Origin of the sequence: Bifidobacterium reuteri DSM 23975 (genome assembly GCF_000741695.1) — a bacterium.
GTDB classification, from domain to species: Bacteria; Actinomycetota; Actinomycetes; order Actinomycetales; family Bifidobacteriaceae; genus Bifidobacterium; species Bifidobacterium reuteri.
In genome coordinates, this window is sequence record NZ_JGZK01000003.1 from 32765 (window position 1) to 51651 (window position 18887).

The 18887-nt window shown below is 60.9% G+C and carries 13 protein-coding genes; all 13 read right to left on the reverse strand.

Annotated elements, in window-relative coordinates:
- Window positions 1-9 precede the first annotated feature (9 nt).
- Window positions 10-1011, reverse strand: a complete 1002-nt coding sequence (locus BREU_RS02920; protein ID WP_044088225.1) for a PfkB family carbohydrate kinase — start codon at window positions 1009-1011, stop codon at window positions 10-12.
- Window positions 1008-2069, reverse strand: a complete 1062-nt coding sequence (locus BREU_RS02925) for an ADP-ribosylglycohydrolase family protein (protein ID WP_044095801.1) — start codon at window positions 2067-2069, stop codon at window positions 1008-1010. The genes BREU_RS02920 and BREU_RS02925 overlap by 4 nt, the downstream gene beginning before the upstream one ends.
- 5 nt (window positions 2070-2074) lie before the next feature.
- Window positions 2075-2932 carry an HAD family hydrolase gene (locus tag BREU_RS02930; RefSeq protein ID WP_044088228.1) on the reverse strand — a complete coding sequence of 286 codons (858 nt, stop codon included), beginning with the start codon at window positions 2930-2932 and terminating at the stop codon, window positions 2075-2077.
- Complete coding sequence (locus BREU_RS02935; RefSeq protein ID WP_044088229.1) at window positions 2929-3879, reverse strand: L-lactate dehydrogenase; 951 nt, start codon at window positions 3877-3879, stop codon at window positions 2929-2931. The genes BREU_RS02930 and BREU_RS02935 overlap by 4 nt, the downstream gene beginning before the upstream one ends.
- A gap of 132 nt (window positions 3880-4011) precedes the next feature.
- A complete protein-coding gene (gene secG / locus BREU_RS02940; RefSeq protein WP_044088232.1) occupies window positions 4012-4260 on the reverse strand; it encodes a preprotein translocase subunit SecG in 249 nt (82 codons plus the stop codon).
- Window positions 4261-4323: 63 nt separating this feature from the next.
- Window positions 4324-5127: a triose-phosphate isomerase gene (gene tpiA / locus BREU_RS02945; RefSeq protein ID WP_044088233.1), complete on the reverse strand. Its 804-nt coding sequence runs from the start codon at window positions 5125-5127 to the stop codon at window positions 4324-4326.
- A gap of 126 nt (window positions 5128-5253) precedes the next feature.
- A complete protein-coding gene (locus BREU_RS02950; protein WP_044088234.1) occupies window positions 5254-6459 on the reverse strand; it encodes a phosphoglycerate kinase in 1206 nt (401 codons plus the stop codon).
- Between the two features lie 142 nt (window positions 6460-6601).
- On the reverse strand, window positions 6602-7552 hold the full coding sequence (whiA, locus tag BREU_RS02955; protein ID WP_044088235.1) for a DNA-binding protein WhiA: 951 nt from the start codon (window positions 7550-7552) through the stop codon (window positions 6602-6604).
- A 155-nt stretch (window positions 7553-7707) separates the two neighbouring features.
- On the reverse strand, window positions 7708-8655 hold the full coding sequence (rapZ, locus tag BREU_RS02960; RefSeq protein WP_044088236.1) for an RNase adapter RapZ: 948 nt from the start codon (window positions 8653-8655) through the stop codon (window positions 7708-7710).
- The gene (locus BREU_RS02965; protein WP_044088237.1) at window positions 8655-9629 is read right to left on the reverse strand and encodes a shikimate dehydrogenase family protein; all 975 of its coding nucleotides are present in this window, start codon (window positions 9627-9629) and stop codon (window positions 8655-8657) included. Before BREU_RS02965 ends, rapZ begins: the two co-directional genes overlap by 1 nt.
- 75 nt (window positions 9630-9704) lie before the next feature.
- Complete coding sequence (gene uvrC / locus BREU_RS02970) at window positions 9705-11984, reverse strand: excinuclease ABC subunit UvrC (protein ID WP_044088238.1); 2280 nt, start codon at window positions 11982-11984, stop codon at window positions 9705-9707.
- Window positions 11985-12064: 80 nt separating this feature from the next.
- On the reverse strand, window positions 12065-15007 hold the full coding sequence (gene uvrA, locus BREU_RS02975) for an excinuclease ABC subunit UvrA (protein ID WP_375137544.1): 2943 nt from the start codon (window positions 15005-15007) through the stop codon (window positions 12065-12067).
- Window positions 15008-15247: 240 nt separating this feature from the next.
- Window positions 15248-18799, reverse strand: coding sequence for an ATP-binding protein (locus BREU_RS02980; RefSeq protein WP_044088241.1), 3552 nt, complete (start codon window positions 18797-18799; stop codon window positions 15248-15250).
- Window positions 18800-18887 lie beyond the last annotated feature (88 nt).

An 18887-nucleotide genomic window follows, 5' to 3' on the forward strand; every position in this document is an offset into this window, starting at 1 on the left:
TCTTGCTACTCACTTCGATGGCAACAGGGAACTGATTTCGCCACGTGACGGGCATGTGGCAGGCCCCCGGCGTGTCACCGAAACCGCTGCGGCCACATTGGCGACACGGACGGCATCCACGAGTGAAGCGCCTCGGATCAGTTCAGCGCTCATCACGCCTACGTGACAGTCGCCGGCGCCATTCGTATCGACGGCATGTACGTGATGAGAAGGCACCAGTTCCGCCGGCTCGCCTGGTGCGGCGCATAGCCAGGCGCCGGATGCGCCTGACCGCAGGATCACCGGGGCCAGGAGTCGCTTGCTGAGTGCCGCGCACGTATCCTTTGCCTCGTGCAGGGCATCGCCGGACAATCCCATGCGCCGAGCCAATGCCAATGACTCCTCATAGTTGCATGACCAGATCGGTCTATGGGCCACAATGGCATCCAAGAGTCGATCCTCCGAACCGGCCGCCACTGAGGATGGATCGAATACCGTGGTGAACCGATGCTCACAGTATCGCTGCAGGAAGGCCAGCAATCCGCGGGAAGTAGGGTGGGCGAACGTATATCCATTGATATGCACGATATCGTCGTCAGCGGGTTCAATCCCATCGAAGCAATGTACATCGCCCTGTGTCTCGGCGCCTCGCACAGTGACGAAAGTGCGTTCGGCCCGTGCGTCGGTCATGGCGATGCAGATGCCGGAATCCCGGGTGTGATCTGTCAGACCGATATGCTCGATGCCGTCATTGGACAATGCCTGGCGTATCTGATTGGCCCATGGTCCCGTACCGATGATGCCGCCATGTGCCGCACGCACGCCCATCTGCCGTACGGCATGGAGAATGTTGAAGCTTGACCCCACCTGTGCCACGGCCTTGTCGGCAAAAGCGTCACCACCCGGTTCAGGCACCTTGTCGATGCGCATCGTCAAATCGACCAGCATCTGTCCCAGACTGATGACCCGACCTTCACTGGCCAATCCCGTCGTGGTGGCGCCCAAGGCCTCGCCGTTGGCTTCGGAATTCATGCTTGCAGCCTTTCATTCACACGCAGCAAGGCGTCGGCCGTTCCGGCGAGATCAAGTCCATTGACCTCCTGCACGGTATGGACCAATGATTCGGGGAATGCCTGCACGCCATGTGCGGCGCCCAGCATGGCACCGACCATGGCCGCGATGGTGTCGGTGTCGCCGCCGAGATTCGCGGCCACGCAGATGGCATCGAACGGACGCTCGGCATAGCGTGTGGCGATGGCGAACGCCGCAGGTACGGATTCGTTCGCCTCGACGCTGGTGCCGATGACCGCCCGCAGCTGATCGGCGAACATGTCATGGTCATATATGTCGCCGGCGTGTTCTCCGGCATGCTCCTGCGCCCAATTGATGGCCCAGCGGGTGCGGGCGATCACCGAGGCCTTCGGCGTCCAATGGCCAATGATCCTTCCCTCGAAGCGGTTCATGGCAGATAAGCAGTCACATAATTGCATCCAACAGCATCGCTCACGCGCCTCGGCACCGTCCAACGCATAGCTGACTGTCGCGGCGATGAGCATCGTGGATTCGATGCCCTGCTCGGTGTTATGCGTTACGACTGACGAGCGACGTGCGATTTCGGCCAGATGCGGGTTTGGACGATCGGCGATGCCGATAGGGCATGATCGCATGGCGCCGCCATTCGTGGTCCCCGCGATGCCGGTCGTCGCAACATCCACACCTGCCTTGAACAGTGCCAATGCGTTCTTGGTGGACGGTCCCAACAGGTCCAAGGAGCCTTTTGCCCTCATCGCCGACTCCCAATCGAGCAGGGACTGCGCATACCGATGGATGTCGAGCTCGCCGTGTCCGGCGATGAGCTGGTTTGCCAACAGCAACGCCTGTTCTGTGTCGTCGGTGATGCTTCCCGCCGGCATGCTCGGTGCTATCGGCTGGTTCGGTGACGCATCCACGAACGTACGTATGGCCTTGACGCCATACTCGGCGCGGATTCGGTCGGGAGACATGCTTTGCGTGGGCATGCCCATTGCATCCCCGATGGCGAGACCAGCCAGCGCACCATAGGCGCGGCGCTGCAGCAGACTGTTATCCATGCTTCTTACTGTAGACGCGTCTCAATCCATTGGGCCACGCCATCGTCGTTATTCGACGGGCAGACCTCGTCCGCGATATCCAGCACCTTGGGATTGGCGTTCGCCACTGCCACTCCCCTGCCTGCGGTGCGCATCATGTTGATGTCGATAAGGTCATCGCCGAAAGCCACCGTGTCCTCCGGCTTCACCCCCAGACGATCGCACAGGATGGTGAGTGCGTGCTCCTTGCTGGCTTGAGGGTTCATCAGCATCCACATCACGCCCTCGCTGATGGAGACGGTGAAATCGTCGGGGATCAATGTACGCAGTGTATCCCACTGGCTCTTGTCCGGGAACACGGTTATTTTGTCGGCTATTCCGGCAGGCACATTGCCGTTCGGTTCGACTTGGAAGTTCGTATAGCGGAATTCCTGGGTTTTCCAGTACTGACGGACATCGAAGTTGGTGTATCGCACATCGTTCATCACGATGCCGCATTGCAATCCAGGCATGTGCTCGAGCATCATGCGGCATACTTCGCAGGCCCGTTCGGACGGGAAGCCGATTTTGACCAGATCGGGATCGTCATCCGCTGCCGGTGAGGTCAATGATGCGAAATCGGATTGCCCCGGTGCGAAATCGATCAGCGCGCCATTCAGATACACCACCGCATCGGCAGGCAGCATCTGCGCAAACCTCAACCCTGTACTGACCGGACGGGCGGTGGCGATGGCGAACAGGTATCCGGCGTCATGGGCGCGGTTGATGGCTTCGATGCTGCGCTGAGTGATGGACCTGTCTTCAAATACTGCTGCGTCATGCAGCAGCGTGCCATCCAAATCGGCGACGAGCAGTTTGGGGTTGGTGGTCAGGGGTTCAGTCACAGCAGTCCTTTGCAGTGGTCGCGTACCAGTTCGGCGGAATGATGGAGCTTGGCATGCTCCTCGCCGGTCAGGTCGAGTTCGACGATCTCGTTGGCGCCATTCGCCCGCAGTTCGGTGGGCACGCCGAGAAACACGTCATGTTCACCGTATTCGCCGTCCAGCAATGTGGATACAGGCACGATGCGTCGTTCATCCCACAGAATGGTCTGTACGATGCCGGATACCGTGGAGGCGATGCCGTAATTGGTGCCATGCTTTGCCGCGACGATCTCATCACCCCGGGTTCGGGTCTTGTGTTCGATTTCCGCTGTGGACACCGAGGAGAATCGATCGTGATTGTCGGCGAGGAATCGGGCGAATGGCTTGCCGCCGAGGGATACTGTGGACCATGCGGTGAACTGGGAGTCGCCATGCTCGCCCATTACGAAACCGCCCACGTTACGCGGATCCAATCCGGTCTCCTCGCCGATGATGGTCTTGAGACGGGATGTGTCGAGGGCGGTGCCGGTACCGATCACTTGCGAACGCGGCAAACCGGAACGTTTCCATGCATACCATGCCATGACATCGACCGGATTGGAGACCATGACGATGACGCCGTTGAACCCGGACGCCATCACATGATCGACCACGTCTCCCACGAGACCGACCGTGAAGCCGAGTTCCGCCATTCGATTCGAGTTGGTCGGCGGCTTGCGCCCCACGGTGATCACGACTATGTCGGCATCCTTGCAATCGCCGTAGTCTCCGGCATGCACCTTGACATGACGGTCCTGGAACTCGCTGCCGTCGTCGAGGTCATGCGCCTCCGCCACCGCCTTTGCCGGGAAATGATCGATAAGCACCAGCTCATTGCACAGACCATGCGTGACTATCGCGTATGCGGCAGTGGATCCCACTTGACCGGTGCCGACGATAACGACTTTGTTGCGGTTCATCGTAACCATATTTGTCCTGTTCGTACTTGTGTTTATGCAACGTGGCTTATGAAATGGCGGTGCCGTATGGCTCAAGATATCGAAAACGAATGCGACCCATGATCGTATTCGATCATGGGTCGCATTATGTCTACACGATGTTCAGCCGATGTTGAACTTCGTCATCATGTCAAGGCCGATAATCAGAGCAACCCAGATCAGGGCGATGACAACGGTCCAACGATTCAGGTTCTTTTCAGCGACACCGGACGTGCCCGCGTTCTGCGTCAGACCACCGCCGAACATGTCGGACAGGCCGCCGCCCTTGCCCTTGTGCATAAGGATGAGCAGCGTCAGCAGGCAGCTGAGCAAGACGACAATGACTTCTAGCGTGATCTTAAGAGCGGTCACTAGGTACCTCCGGTTTGAACGAACTGAAGAACAGCATAGCGCATATGGAAGAAAAACGCGGCATCATGACCGGAAATTTGTGCTTTTCAACGTAAGGCGTGCGATTTTTGTCAATTCCTCGGCGTTGAGCGAAGCGCCACCGATCAGGAATCCGTCCACATCCGGCTGGGAGATAAGCTCTGCGGCGTTCTTCGAGGTGACGGAACCGCCATAGAGGATGCGCACGGTATCGGCGACATGCCCATCGAACGTGGATCTGAGATCGTCGCGAATGGCGTTGGCGGCCTCCTGCGCTGTCTGCGGTGTGGCCACCATTCCCGTGCCGATGGCCCACACCGGCTCATAGGCGACGATGAGCTTGGCGGCTTCGTCGGTGTTCAGGTCGCGGGTGACATCATGCACCTGCCCTACTGCGAAATCGAGCTCGATGCCCTGGCGGCGTTCTTCAAAGCTCTCGCCCACGCAGAGGATCGGCTGCATCCCCGCCGCGAGCACGGCGCGAACCTGATCGACGATGTTCGCATCATCCTCAGGATGATATTTGCGCCGTTCCGAATGACCGACGATGACGTAGGTGCAACCGAGACTGGCCAGCATATCCGCCGACACATCACCGGTGAACGCACCCTGATTGGTCACGGATACGGATTGCGCGCCATAGTTGATGCGCAGCTTGTCCGCTTCGACAAACACCTGCACGCTGCGCAATGAGGTGAAGGAGGGGAACAGGGCGACCTCGCACCGTTTGAAGTCGAAATGCGCGTCGCGCAGCAGCCAGACCAGTTTCTGCACGAAATATGTGGCTTCCAGATGGTTGAAGTTCATCTTCCAATTGCCTGCCACCAACGGAATGCGCTTGGACGCCATGATTCCCCTTCTTATGCTGTGGAGCGTGGGCCCCTCATGCAGAGGGAGACCCACGAAGCGAAAAGGCGGCTGTCGCCGCCCCTTCGCCTGTAATCAGCCCTTCGGGCTGGTTGCTTTACGGCTCGACTACTCGAGTACCTTCAGACCCGGCAGCTCCTTGCCCTCAAGGAACTCGAGGGAAGCGCCACCACCTGTGGAGATGTGCGAGAAGCCATCCTCCGGGAAGCCGAGGTTGCGGACCGCGGAAGCGGAGTCGCCGCCGCCCACGATGGTGAAGGCGCCGGCTGCGGTCGCGTCGACCAGACCCTGGGCCACAGCCTTGGTGCCGGCTGCGAACTCCGGAATCTCGAACACGCCCATCGGGCCGTTCCACACGACGGTCTTGGAGTCGACGATCTTGTCGTGGAAGAGCTTCTGGGACTCCGGGCCGATGTCCAGGCCCATCTTGTCGGCCGGGATGGCGTCAGCGGCGACAACCTCCGGGGCGACCGGGGTATCGCCGGCCGGGAAGCCGGGGTTCACGACGATATCGGTCGGAAGGACCAGTTCGACGCCGTTCTTCTCAGCGGTTTCGATGTAGCCCTTGACCTTGTAGAGCTGATCCTCTTCGAGCAGGGAGGTGCCGACCTCGTAGCCCTTGGCCTTGAGGAAGGTGAACACCATACCGCCGCCGATGACCAGGCGGTTGGCCTTGTCAAGCAGGTTCTCGATCACGCCGAGCTTGTCGGAGACCTTGGAGCCGCCAAGCACCACGGTGAACGGACGCTCCGGGTTCTCGGTGGCCTTGGAGAGGGCCTTGACTTCCTTCTCGACCAGCAGGCCTGCGGCGGCCGGCAAATCGGCGGCCACGTCGTAGTCGGAGCCCTGGGCGCGGTGGACGACACCGAAGCCATCGGAGACGAAGACCTCGCCGAGTGCGGCGATCTTCTGGGCGTACGGGGCGCGCACGGCTGGATCCTTGCTGGTCTCCTCCGGGTTGAAGCGGACGTTCTCGAGCAGCACGACGTCGCCATCGTTCATGGCGGCGACCTTGGCCTGAGCGTCCTCGCCGTAGGTGTCCTTGGCCAGCGGCACAGTGATGCCAAGCAGCTCGCCGAGTCGCGCTGCGACCGGAGCCAGGCTCAGCTCGGGGACGACCTTGCCCTTCGGACGGCCGAGGTGGGCCATCAGGATGACCTTGGCGCCTTCTTCGCGCAAGGTCTTGATGGTCGGCAGGGCGGCCTTGATACGACCATCATCGGTGATCGTGGTGCCGTCCAGCGGAACATTGAAATCAGCACGCATCAGAACGCGCTTACCCTTGAGATCTCCAAGATCCTTGAGTGTCTTCATGAATATCCTTTCCTTGACGTTCGACGCCAAAGTGGCCAGTTTTGCCAATTCGCATAATACAGGCTTTTGAGAACAAAACACCGCATTGCCTCGCAGGGCGAATGCGGTGTGGTCAATTCACTGGCACAGTGGGCGGGAAGAGCTATTTTCCTTCCGCCGCACGCGCTTTCTCGGTTTTCTCGGCCAGCTGGAGCAGCCGGCGAATTCGGCCCGCGATGGCGTCCTTCGTGATCTGAGGCTCGGCGATCTTGCCGAGCTCTTCGAGGCTCTTGTCCACATGGTCGACACGCAGCTGGCCGGCTTGCCTCAGATTCTCGGGGATGTTGTCACCGAGTACTTCGAACGCGTGCTGCACTTTGATGCTGGCTTCTGCGGCGGCCTTGGCGCTGCGGCGCATATTGGCGTCGTCGAAATTCGCCAGGCGATTCGCCTTGCCCCTGGCCTCGCCATCGGATCGCTTCCCGGTCCATTCCCTCGCCGAGCGGGTGGCGCCCATCAGCTTGAGCATGCGCTCGATGGCATCGGGGTCCCTCAACGTAACGCGCTCGGAACTGCGCAGCGTGCGGTGCTTGGCCTGAATGCCCAGACGACGCGCCACGCCACACAATGCCATGGCCGCCTCTTCGGACGGGCATGCAATCTCTAGGAAACTCGCCTTGCCCGGTTCGGAAAGGAAGCCTCGGGCCAGGAACGCGCCACGCCAGGCGGCCTTGATCTGAGCGATGGAACCATTGACCACTTCGGCGGGAAGCCCCTGAACCTGCTGTTTGCGCCTATCGACGAGGCCGGTCTGCAACGCCAAGGCGACTACGTTGCGGGTGACAAACACCACGTAGGTCTTCATCGGGCCGTTCGGCGCCTGACGGGTCAGATGCTTGATTTCAGACTCGTGGCCGAACACGTTCTTCAACGTGTCTCGCAACCACTCGGCCGCCGCGAGCGAGGCGCATTCGAATTGGATTATGTATGAGTTCTTTATGCGGTGAAGTCCGCCGCCGAATCGAATCATGGCCGCCGCCTGGGCTTTGATTGCGGCTGGCGAATCGCCATCAAAAGCTGCCAACTCGCTTTTGACATCGTCCAGAAGAGCCAAGATCCAACCTCCTACAGTCTCGTTCTTCTCAATGCTTCTGCTGCATCGTGCCATCGCACGTCGACAACCATCGGGTTACCGTGATACCTAATCTCGTGGACATTTAAACCCGTTCGATATGGTTTTTGGCCACCGTCTTCTCGCAGTGTGATCACTCATGATGAGCGGCGATCATGCTGTTCTCTTGCGGAGACGGTGACATCAAGGCCGTGCATGCGCAATCTTCGTGCGAGCTCCTCGCTCATGGCCACCGAGCGATGCTGTCCGCCGGTACATCCTATGGCGATGGTCACGAAATGCTTGTCTTCACGTGCATATCCCTCAAGTGCGGTCTCGATGGCCTTCTCATAGGCGTCAAGGAATTCCACGGCGCCTTTGCTGGACAGCACGTAGTCGGCGACCGGTTTGTCATGTCCGGTGAGTTCACGCAGGCTGGGCACCCAGAAAGGATTGGGCAGAAAACGAACATCGGCCACGAAATCGGCGTCGATGGGTGTGCCGTATTTGAACCCGAAACTGAAGATATGCACGGCGACGGTGGTGGGGCCTGACCCGAGCATCGTCTCATACAGTTTGGTGGACAGCTGATGGATGCTCAACGCGCTCGTATCGATCACCCAATCCGCGCGCTCCTTCAGATTGGCGAGCAGATGCCGTTCTTCGAGGATGCCGTCGATCAGCCGATTGCCGTGCTGGAGCGGATGCGGACGGCGCACGGATTCATATCGTTTGATCAGCACGGCGTCACTGGCATCCAGGAACAGGATCCGCGTCTTCACGCCGAGGTCGTCCAAATGGCTGAGCACGGCGGACAAATCATCGAAATAGCTGCGGGACCTGACGTCAATCACCGCGGCGAGTTTGTGGATGCCGCTGTCGGACCCGGAGGTGGTCATCATATCGACCAGTGGCACGAGCAGCTTGGGCGGCAGGTTGTCGACCACATACCATCCCATGTCCTCCATAGTGCCGGCGGCACGCGAACGCCCCGCCCCGGACATGCCTGTGATGAGCAGTACCTCGAACGCGTCGGCCGGAGTGGGACGGTTAGCGGTCGGCGTACCGGACTCCTGTCCGGCGTCATGTACAGCCTGCTGATCCATCACAGTGCCTCCTCCAATGCGTTGCGCATCGCTATCTCAAGTTGATCGTCCTCGGTGGTGGTGTCTTGAATACGATTGTCGGCGTCGCTGGGCGGGTCGTTGTCCCAGATTCCTGTCATCAGCAGCACTTGAATCAGAGCCTGATACAGCAGCATTTCCTCACCGCCGATGGCATGACCGCCATGATCGCGCCACGCATTCATCAACCTGGTGGGTCGGGGATCGTATACCACGTCAAGCAAGAGGCCGGAATCCGACGCGGCGTGCATGGTCTCATCGAGCATGGAGGCGATGCCGTCAGCTGCATGTCCGGGAATGGTGTTGATCACGTACGTAGCCCCCTGAGCGGTGGCCGTCAGCCTCCGGTCATCCGCCATATCGATTTCCTCATAGGGGGCGTGGCCAGTGAGATATTTGCTCGCCAAGGGACGCAGCGCGGCGTTCTTCCCGGGGTGACGGGAGGCCACAGTGATGTGGCCGATCTCCTGCATCATGCAACAGGCGGCGACCGCGGATGTGGCGGTGTTGCCGTTGCCGATAATCAATGCCGTGCCGGCGCGGTCGGGGCGGTGATGCAGGCCGAGTTCCCGATTGGCATGGTCGAACGCCAATTGTATGCCGATGACATCGGTGTTGAACAGTCTGATCTCCGGCCTGCCATGCGCCCACTGCGGGTCATCGACGGGATGCGACCAGTCGAATATGGCGGTGTTGGCCACCTTCAACTCTCGCGCCCACAGGTTCGTCGGCCTGCCATACGGCTGGATGGTCCGTTTCAGCGGCATGGTCAGACTGAGCCCGGCCCATGTGGGGTCGAGGTTCTTGAGGAATCCGTCAAGATCGTCCTCGCCCACCTCATGCCTGCCATACGCCCAATCATGCAATCCGAGTGATGCGTATGCCGCATTGTGCAGCACGGGCGAGAGCGAATGCGCGATGGGCTTGCCGAGCACCGCACAGCGATGGTTGATCATGTCCCCTCCTCTTCAACTGTTCCTATGCTAGCCGACATCATGGGCAGATGCCGTCAGCCGACATGATCGTTCATGCTATTGGGCGGCATGCAAAGCCTGGTACAGCGCTTCCGCTTTGGCCTGCCCGATGCCTTTGACCTGCATGAAATCCTCGATATCGGCTTCGCGCATGGCTTTGACCGAACCGAAATGGTTGAGCAGTCGTTTCTGATAGCTGGCTCCGATGCCGGGAATCTCGTCGAGCGCGCTGCGCAGAGCGCCCTTGCGGCGCTGCTGGCGGTGGTAGGTGATGGCGAACCGGTGCGATTCATCCCGGACACGTTGCAACAGATACATGCCTTCGGATTGGCGTTTGAGGATGATCGGGTAATCGTCGTCCGGAACCCACACCTCTTCAAGGCGTTTGGCCAAGCCGCATACGGCCACATCATCCACGCCGCAATCCGCAAGCGCCCTGGCCGCGGCCATGACCTGCGGATGCCCACCGTCTACCACGACGAGATTGGGCTTGTAGGCGAAATGGCGTCGGTCGGTGTTCTGCTGGATGACATCCGCCGCGTCGTCGCGCTTGGCGTCGCCGGTGCCCATATCCATCGCCGCCGTCTCGTGAGCCACCCGCTGCTCGGCGTCGATGCTCTCGCCTGAATCGCCGGCGATATTGCCATGCCGGAATCGTCTCGTCAGGGTTTCGTACAACGCCGACAAATCGTCGACCGCGCCCTGGCCGTCCTTGCCGCGGATGGCGAACCGACGGTATTCGGATTTCTTCGCGATGGCGTCTTCGAACACCACCATCGACGCCACCTGGAACGCCCCGCCGACGGTGTTGGAGATGTCGTAGCATTCGATGCGCAGGGGAGCTTCGCTCATGCCAAGCGCCTTCGCCACATCGTTCATCGCCTGGGTGCGGGCGCCCATATCCGAGATGCGGCTCATCTTGGCACGCTGCAGCGCCTGGCTGGCGTTCTCGTTGGCGCGGTCCATGAGCTGTCTCTTGTCGCCGCGCGAGGCGACGCGGATGGTCACCGCTCCTCCGCGTTGTCCGGACAGCCATGTTTCAAGCTCCTGGCGACGCGATGGTTCGATGGGCACGATGATTTCACGCGGTACGGGAGCTATGGGGGCGAGCAGGTCAATGCGTCCCGTGGTCTCCTGCCTACTGTTGCGCTCGCGGGTGGCTTGCGCACGGGCTGTGGCGTCGGTGGCGGTGATGGTCTGTGTCGAGCCGATGGCTTCGCGCCGCTCCGAGATGGCTGCGCCGCCAGTGGTGGCGTTGCGAGCGGCGGCGGCGTCGGAATACACCTGAACGATGAGGTCGGCCATCAGATCCGCATCGGCGATATCCTCCACACGTTCGACGCTCCAATTGCGTTCTCCGCGGATGGACCCGGCACGTACGTAGAAGGCATGGACCGATGCCTCGAGTTCGTCGCTGGCGAAGCCGAACACGTCGGCGTCCACATCCTGATCGAACACGACGGCGTTCTGCTGCACTACGGTTTCCAGCATCTGGATCTGGTCGCGCAGCCGGGCCGCCTGTTCGAATTCCAGTTCGGCGCTGGCCTCCTTCATCTCCCGGGTGAGCTGTGCGATATATGAGCGGCCAAGGCGGCCGGTCATCACGCCCACCAGCTGTTCGACAAGCCGTCGATGCTCCTCGGGGCCGATACGTTGCACACATGGCGCAGAACATTTGCCTATTGACGCGAACAAGCAAGGACGGCCGGTCAATTGCGCCTTATGGAACACGTTGGCGGTGCAGGTACGCACGGGGAAGGTCTTCAACAGCCTGTCGACGCTATGCCTTAATTCCCACACCTTGGCATAGGGTCCGAAATATCTGGTATCCCGCCGTTTGCGCGACCGGGTGACCCACACGCGGGGAATTCGCTCCCCCGTGCTGACCGCGAGATACGGATAGGTCTTGTCGTCGCGGAACTGGATGTTGAATCGCGGGTCGAATTCCTTGATCCACGTGTATTCGAGCGTCAGTGACTCGAGTTCGGTGGCCACGACGGTCCACTCCAGGCTTCGTGCCGTAAGCACCATGGTCTGTGTGCGTGGATGTAGCAGGTACAGCGGCTGGAAATAATTGGTGAGCCTGTTGCGAAGGTTCTTCGCCTTGCCGACGTAGATGACGCGTCCCTCCCCGTCACGCCATTTGTATACGCCCGGTTTGGCAGGGATGTCCGAGGTCTTCGGGCGGAACAGATCGCGGGAATCCCCCAGCAGAGGAGCCCCGTTCGCGTTCACCATAGCTTCATCTGTGGAGGATTGGCCATTGTTTCGCGACTGCAATGCTGCAGCGGTCTTTCGCCACTCATCCGGACTATGCCGTTCAATATCGTTCGTCATAATCCTCCTCCTATCCTACGAACAGATGACGCTACCGGCCAAGGTCAACTCGACATGAATGCTCATGCAGCACAATCACGTCACCGCTGATCCAGCATCGGCTTGAGGAAGCGGCCGGTCCAGGAGTCCGCGCATTCGGCGACCTGCTCGGGTGTGCCTTCGGTGACGATGGTGCCGCCGCCGTCACCGCCTTCCGGGCCGAGATCGATCAGCCAGTCGGCTCCCTTGATCACGTCGAGGTTGTGTTCGATGACGATCACGGTGTTGCCTTTATCGACCAGGGACTGCAGCACCTTGAGCAGTTTGTTGACGTCTTCGAAGTGCAGTCCAGTGGTCGGCTCGTCGAGGATATAGACGGTCTTGCCGTCGGATCTGCGCTGCAATTCGGTGGCGAGCTTCACACGCTGCGATTCACCGCCGGACAGTGTGGGTGCCGGCTGGCCCAGACGGATGTAGCCGAGGCCGACGTCCACCAGGGTCTTCAGATACCGGGAGATGCCGGTGTATGCCTTGAAGAAATCGGCGGCCTCCTCGATGGGCATATCGAGGATGTCGGAGACGGTCTTGCCGTTGTATGTCACTTCGAGGGTCTCACGGTTGTAGCGTTTGCCGTGGCAGGTCTCGCATTCAACGTAGACATCAGGCAGGAAGTTCATCTCTATTTTCAGTGTGCCGTCGCCGTGGCAGGCTTCGCATCGTCCGCCTTTGACGTTGAAGCTGAAGCGTCCCGGTCCGTAGCCGCGCACCTGCGCCTCAGGTGTCTTGGCGAACAGCGTGCGGATCTTGTCCCACACGCCGGTGTACGTGGCGGGGTTGGAACGCGGGGTCCGGCCGATGGGGTTCTGGTCCACATGGATGACCTTGCGCACCTGATCGACACCTTCGACGCGCGTATGCTTGCCCGGCACGATGCGGGCGCCGTTGAGCTTGTCGGCGAGCACCGGGTAGAGGATCGTATTGACCAGTGAGGATTTGCCGGAACCGGAGACGCCGGTGACCACGGTGAATACGCCGAGGGGGAAGCTCACATTGATGTTCTTGAGATTGTTCTCCCGCGCGCCAACCACCTTGAGCATGCTGGTCTTGTGGACTTTACGGCGATGTGCAGGAACGGCGATCTCACGTCGGTGCGCGATGTAATCGCCGGTGATGGACCGTTTCGCCTCGATGAGATGCTTGGCGGGGCCGGAATAGATGACTTCGCCGCCGTGCTCGCCGGCACCGGGGCCGATGTCCACCACCCAATCGGCCTGACGTATGGTGTCTTCGTCGTGTTCGACGACGATGAGCGTGTTGCCGAGGTCGCGAAGATGATGCAGGGTCTCGATGAGACGCTCGTTGTCCCGCTGATGCAGGCCGATGGACGGCTCGTCGAGCACGTACATCACGCCCACCAGGCCGGATCCGATCTGTGTGGCCAGACGTATGCGCTGCGCCTCGCCACCCGAGAGTGTGGCGGCGGCGCGCGAGAGCGTCAGATAGTCCAGTCCGACATCATTGAGGAATCCGAGTCGCGCCTTGATTTCCTTCAGCACCTCTCCGGCGATCATCTGCGCCGAACCTTCGAGTTTGAGGCCGTTCACCCACGCGAGTTCGTGCACTACTGGCATGTCGCAGACATCGAAGATGGACTTGCCGTCCACAGTGACCGCCAGAACCTCGGGCTTGAGCCTTCGGCCATGGCAGACCTGGCAGGGCACTTCGCGCATGTAGGATTCGTAGTATTCGCGCATGGATTGGGAGTCGGTCTCGTCATGGCGGCGCATCAACGTGCGGACCACGCCTTCGAACCCGGTGGAGTACTCGCGCAGACGTCCCCACCGGTTGCGGTAGGAGACGTCGACCTTGAAATCATGGCCGTACAGGATGTCATGCTTCACATCCGCCGGCAGGTCCTTCCACGGTGTCTTCATCGAGAAGCCCATGTCCCGCGCCAGTCCTTCGAGGATGTGGCCATAATACTGGGAGGTCATCTTCGTGCCGCTCCACGGTTCGATGACGCCTTCCGCCAGCGACTTGTCCGGGTCGGAGATCACGAGTTCCGGGTCGATCTCCAGCTTGAAACCGAGGCCTGTGCAGGCCGGGCAAGCCCCATATGGCGCATTGAACGAGAAGGTGCGGGGCTCTATTTCGTCAAGCTCCAGCGTATGTCCGTTCGGGCAGCTGCGGTGCTCGGAGAAGGGCTGCCTGCGTGCCGGGGAGCCTTCCTCCTCGTCCACGAAATCGATGACGATGCTGCCGTTGGCGAGCTTCAACGCGGTCTCCACCGAATCGGTCAGCCGTTGGCGGATGCCGTCTTTGACGACCAGTCGATCAACCACCACCTCGATGGTGTGCTTCTTCTGCTTGGCGAGCTTGATGTCATCGGAGAGCTGCTTCACCTCGCCGTCGATGAGCGCACGGGCGTAGCCGTCGGAGCGCAGCAGCTCGAGCATGTCCACGAACTCGCCCTTACGCCCTTTGACCACTGGGGCGAGGATTTGGAAACGTGTGCGCTCCGGGTATCCCAGCAGCGTGTCCACGATCTGCTGCGGGGTCTGGGAGGCCACCGGTTCGCCGCATTCGGGGCAATGCGGGATGCCTGTGCGCGCGAACAGCAGTCGCAGATAATCGTAGATCTCGGTGATCGTGCCGACCGTCGAGCGAGGGTTGCGGTTCGTGGTCTTCTGGTCGATGGAGACGGCGGGGCTCAGACCTTCGATGAAATCGACGTCCGGCTTGTCCATCTGCCCCAGGAACTGACGTGCATAAGCGGACAGCGATTCCACGTACCGGCGCTGCCCTTCGGCGAACAAGGTGTCGAACGCGAGTGAGGATTTTCCTGAGCCCGACAACCCGGTGAACACGACCATGCGATTGCGCGGGATCGCGAGGTCGACGTTCTTGAGATTGTGCTCGCGTGCGCCTTGAATGGTGATCTTGAGGTCGTTCGGGATATGCGAGATGTCGGCGACGAGCGTGCCGTCATGTTCGACGAGAGGGGCTTTCCTGATCTCGCGCGCGAGGAACGAGTCGCTGGTCATCACCTTTTCGACAATGACCTCGCCGTTCCTCCCCTTGCCCGTCTTCGAGGTCGTTCCCCCGGTCGCATGCCGTGCCCCATTCTGCGATGCCACCACCGCTGTCCCGCCTTCCGTCGTATTCCATGTGTCCGCACGCGTGGTGCCGACCCTTGTCGTTGTGGGCGCGCGTGCGTCTGATCCGTATTCAGGATACCCGATTCCACGACACGTTTCGAACAGGCGTTCGAAACGTGTCGATGGTCACTCCCCGATGCGCGGCTGCTCCTCGGCGAAGGAGTCGTCGTAGTCGTCCACGGTGGCTTCCCGCAAGCACGTGAGCCCGGTGTCGGGATCCTTGTAGGTGACGTACGCTTTGGTGGATACTTCGAGGATTTCGCCGGTCTTGCTTTCCGGCGCGGATACGATGACTTGGAATCCGAGGCGCGGCAGCACGGTGAGGGCGCGTTGCGTATACCGCCCGTCGGCCTTGATCAGGGCTTCATCCAGGAACAATGTGGTGTAACAGGGTTTGAGCCTGTTCTCCATACCGCCGCCAAGCAGATAGATCAGCGCGGCGCCATAGACGAATGACGTGAGCTCCTGCAGCGCGCCGCCGGATCGCCCGCCCGTGGAGGTGATGCGTTCGTCCATGCCGTCCTGATGATGCACGATGGCGTAGAACGAGGAGCGGCAGCGCGGATCGAGATTGTGGGCGCCGTATTGCTTGATGCCGTTGGCGTCCTTGACGTCCGCAAGCTCCTCTTTCAGCAGTGTGATCATCGAGGCGCATGCGGCGAAGGCGTTGTGGGCGCCGTCTCGCCGCGCCTGGTCGTCCGCGGTCTTGCCGCCGGTCTTCCATGCATTGAGCTTGGCGATGATGCGTTGCAGCTCTCGGGAGAACGTGCTCTCGGGGCTGCGCACATCGGCATGGAGGGACAGGCTGCCGTGTTTGGGGCCGAACTGCTGCCCCTTGAGCATGGCGTTGATGCGATCCAGTTGGTCGTGGATGTCGTCGGCATCGGTGTCGATGGCGCGTTTGATGGTCAGGAAGCTCATCAGCAGCTGGTCGAGGCACCGCTCGTATTCGGCGTCGGTGGCCGTGGTCGCCGCCAGCTGGGAGAGGCTGGCGAGCTCATCCATATAGTACCGGTAATCATCCACACTGGCCGTAAGCGCATCGTCCCCAGCCGCCCAGATGGCGATGTAGTTGCTCATCTTGGATTCCACGGTGGTGCGGGCGGCGTCGGCCTGCGCCTCGAGCGCCTCGATGCGTGTGCCGATGTCGTTGGACAGTCCGGCGATGATTCGTTCGGCGAAGGACGGTGCAGGCGATTGGGTTCCTTTCCCGCCGGTCGCCGGCGTTCCGGCTCCGATGATCATGTGTGCGCGAAGGGCGGGGTCATCGATGCCGGCGAACCGGTTCTCATATGCTTCGGATAACGCTGCCGCCGCCGTCTCCGGCAGGTCGGCCGCCGATGGGAGGGCGTCGCCTTTCCCGCCATCATCCGTGTCGGTGGTGTGACGCTGCATCCAGATGAGCGCGGCCTCGACGGCCTGCGCGCATGCGGTCGCCAACTGCCTGGCGTTCATGCGTTCGTGTTCCACACTTTCGAGTTCCTCGGTGAGTTCGTCTTTGCGGTGGGCGAGCTCGGCGAGCTTGGGGTCTTCCTTGATCGAGGCGATGGACGCCTCGATATCGGCGACGGCCTTGCGCTGGCCCGCCGCATCGATGCGCTCCCATGAGGTGTACGCAAGTTGGTTGGCGAGCTCGAGCCTGCGGTGCAGCGTTTCCGACTCGCGTTTGGCGTCGTCGTACTGGCGGCTGGCCTGTTGGAAGGCTTGACAGGACTGCTCGATCTGCACTTCGAGTTCGGCGAGATACGCCTCGTTGACGAAACCGATGATCGGCGTACGGTCTTTGACGCCGTGCTGCCCGCGTGAGCCGGATTTGATCTGGCCGTCCTCCTGTATCTGACGTGTATCGCGATCGGCATCGTCGATGGCGTCCACGCACAGGGCGTCGAGACGTTCGGACCGGGTTTGCGAGCGCAGCCATCCGGTGAACGGTGAGTCCTCGCGATAGCGCAGTTTGTCGGAGAGCCATTCCTGCGATGATGTTCGCGATGTTGTTTCGGTCTGCGTGGCTTCGTCGGCGTATTCGCGTTCGGTGTCGATGAACTGCCAGGTTCTGCGGGTCATGGCATGCGGGTCGATGGCGCTTACCTTGGCGGCGAATCCCTGTTCGTGCCGTTTATCCACAAGGATGGTTTGCGCGATGGGCGCATAGGCCACGTTCATCGCGAGTCGCCAGGATTCCTCTGTCTCCCGGACATCCATGAGTTCGGCCACATAGGGCAGTTCGTCCGGCGACAGACCGGTGGCGCGTGCGAGCATGGCGCGGCTGTCGTCCATCTGTTGGGTGATGCGGGTGCGACGGGATTTCTGACGGTCGTAGTCATGTTGCAGCCGTTCCATCGCGTTGCGTGCGTCCGCGCGGGCGTTGATGGCTGCGGTGAGCTGTTCCTCGCATCGGGTGGCGCGTTCGTCGTAGGACCGTTTGAAGTTCACTGCGTTAATGCGCCGCTCGTTCCATGCCTGTTCGGTGGAGGGCAGCTGTTCGCCGACGGATTCGAACACCTGTTCCATTCGGGCGTGGTTCGATTCGGCGTCCTCGCAGGAGCGTCGGGTCTGGTTCAGTTCCATTTCGAGTCGGGAGAGGGTTCCGCCGTCCAGGCCTTGCATCTGGCCGCGGATCATGTCGATGCGGCTTTGCAGGTTTTCCGCTTTCCGTTTTGCGTTGCGCGCTTCGGTCTCGTAAGCCTGCGCTTCGGCGCGGTCGATGGGCAGCTGTGCGCTGACTTCCGCGCCCATGCGTGCTGTCGCCCAGTCGTGCAGCGATGCGGATGCGCCTGTGCCTATCGGGCGGATGGTGTCGAACATATGTACGCGTCCACGAGCCTTGGCGTAATCGTCATACGCGCGCTGGATGCCGTGCAGAGCCTCCACGCGTTCGGTTTTCTCCTGCATGGCATGGAAGTTCGTGGCATAGCGTTCATAGTCGTGCACGGTGGCTCGTGACAGGTCCAGCGCCTCGGGTACGCCGAGCACGCCTTGTTTGAAGATGTCGTCCAGACGTGATGGGGCGTCTGCGGACTGTATTTTGTGCAGCAGGCGGCAGGCCTCCTCGCTCAACCCCATGACGGACCAGATATGGCTGTGGAAGGATTCCGCGCTGGGGAAGGTCAGGCATTCGGGATACGCCGCCCGCAATTGCGCGGGGGTGAAGGGGGATTCTCGGTATTGGTCCATCAGCCTAGGATCGATGGGTTTGCCCCATACCGCGTACTGGCGGCGCATGTCTCCGCGGCCGTCTCCGGGCATCAGATACAGGAATTTGGCGCAGGACAGCACTTGGCCGGTGGTCTGGTTGCGGTACGTGTCCACAATCGCGCCCCAGACGGCCTGAGGTGCGCCGGTGGCCGAGTCGCGTCCGCGCAGATACACCGGCTCGTCGCCGTGGGCGGTGCTGGTCACGCCGATCATGCCGCGCAGGTATGTGTAATCGCTGCGTTCGGAACGCCCGGAGTTCGAGGCCTTGTTGAATGGGGTTCCGGTCGGGTACAGCAGCGATATCTGTGCGTCGACCAATGTGGATTTGCCGGATTCGCTGGCGCCGGCGAGCAGCGTCACGGGCAGTGCGGAATCCGTGGAAGGACGGAATTCGTGGTATCCCTCGTAGGACCCCCAGTTGACGAGTCGACGGCTGGTCATCATCCATCGGTCGGCGATCATATGCAGTTCAGTGGATGGCATCGTCACTCCCCTTGCTTGTCCGAGTCGGTGGATGCGCCGGTGTCGGCATCCGTCTGTTCGACGCTATTGCGGGCATGGTCTTCGCCGG

What these genes read in the sequence shown, in the direction of transcription:
- BREU_RS02920 (WP_044088225.1), bottom strand. Translation starts at nt 1,011, where the DNA reads ATGAATTCCGAAGCCAACGGCGAGGCCTTGGGCGCCACCACGACGGGA.
- BREU_RS02925 (WP_044095801.1), bottom strand. Translation starts at nt 2,069, where the DNA reads ATGGATAACAGTCTGCTGCAGCGCCGCGCCTATGGTGCGCTGGCTGGT.
- BREU_RS02935 (WP_044088229.1), bottom strand. Translation starts at nt 3,879, where the DNA reads ATGGTTACGATGAACCGCAACAAAGTCGTTATCGTCGGCACCGGTCAA.
- tpiA (WP_044088233.1), bottom strand. Translation starts at nt 5,127, where the DNA reads ATGGCGTCCAAGCGCATTCCGTTGGTGGCAGGCAATTGGAAGATGAAC.
- BREU_RS02950 (WP_044088234.1), bottom strand. Translation starts at nt 6,459, where the DNA reads ATGAAGACACTCAAGGATCTTGGAGATCTCAAGGGTAAGCGCGTTCTG.
- rapZ (WP_044088236.1), bottom strand. Translation starts at nt 8,655, where the DNA reads ATGGATCAGCAGGCTGTACATGACGCCGGACAGGAGTCCGGTACGCCG.
- BREU_RS02965 (WP_044088237.1), bottom strand. Translation starts at nt 9,629, where the DNA reads ATGATCAACCATCGCTGTGCGGTGCTCGGCAAGCCCATCGCGCATTCG.
- uvrC (WP_044088238.1), bottom strand. Translation starts at nt 11,984, where the DNA reads ATGACGAACGATATTGAACGGCATAGTCCGGATGAGTGGCGAAAGACC.
- uvrA (WP_375137544.1), bottom strand. Translation starts at nt 15,007, where the DNA reads ATGACCAGCGACTCGTTCCTCGCGCGCGAGATCAGGAAAGCCCCTCTC.
- BREU_RS02980 (WP_044088241.1), bottom strand. Translation starts at nt 18,799, where the DNA reads ATGCCATCCACTGAACTGCATATGATCGCCGACCGATGGATGATGACC.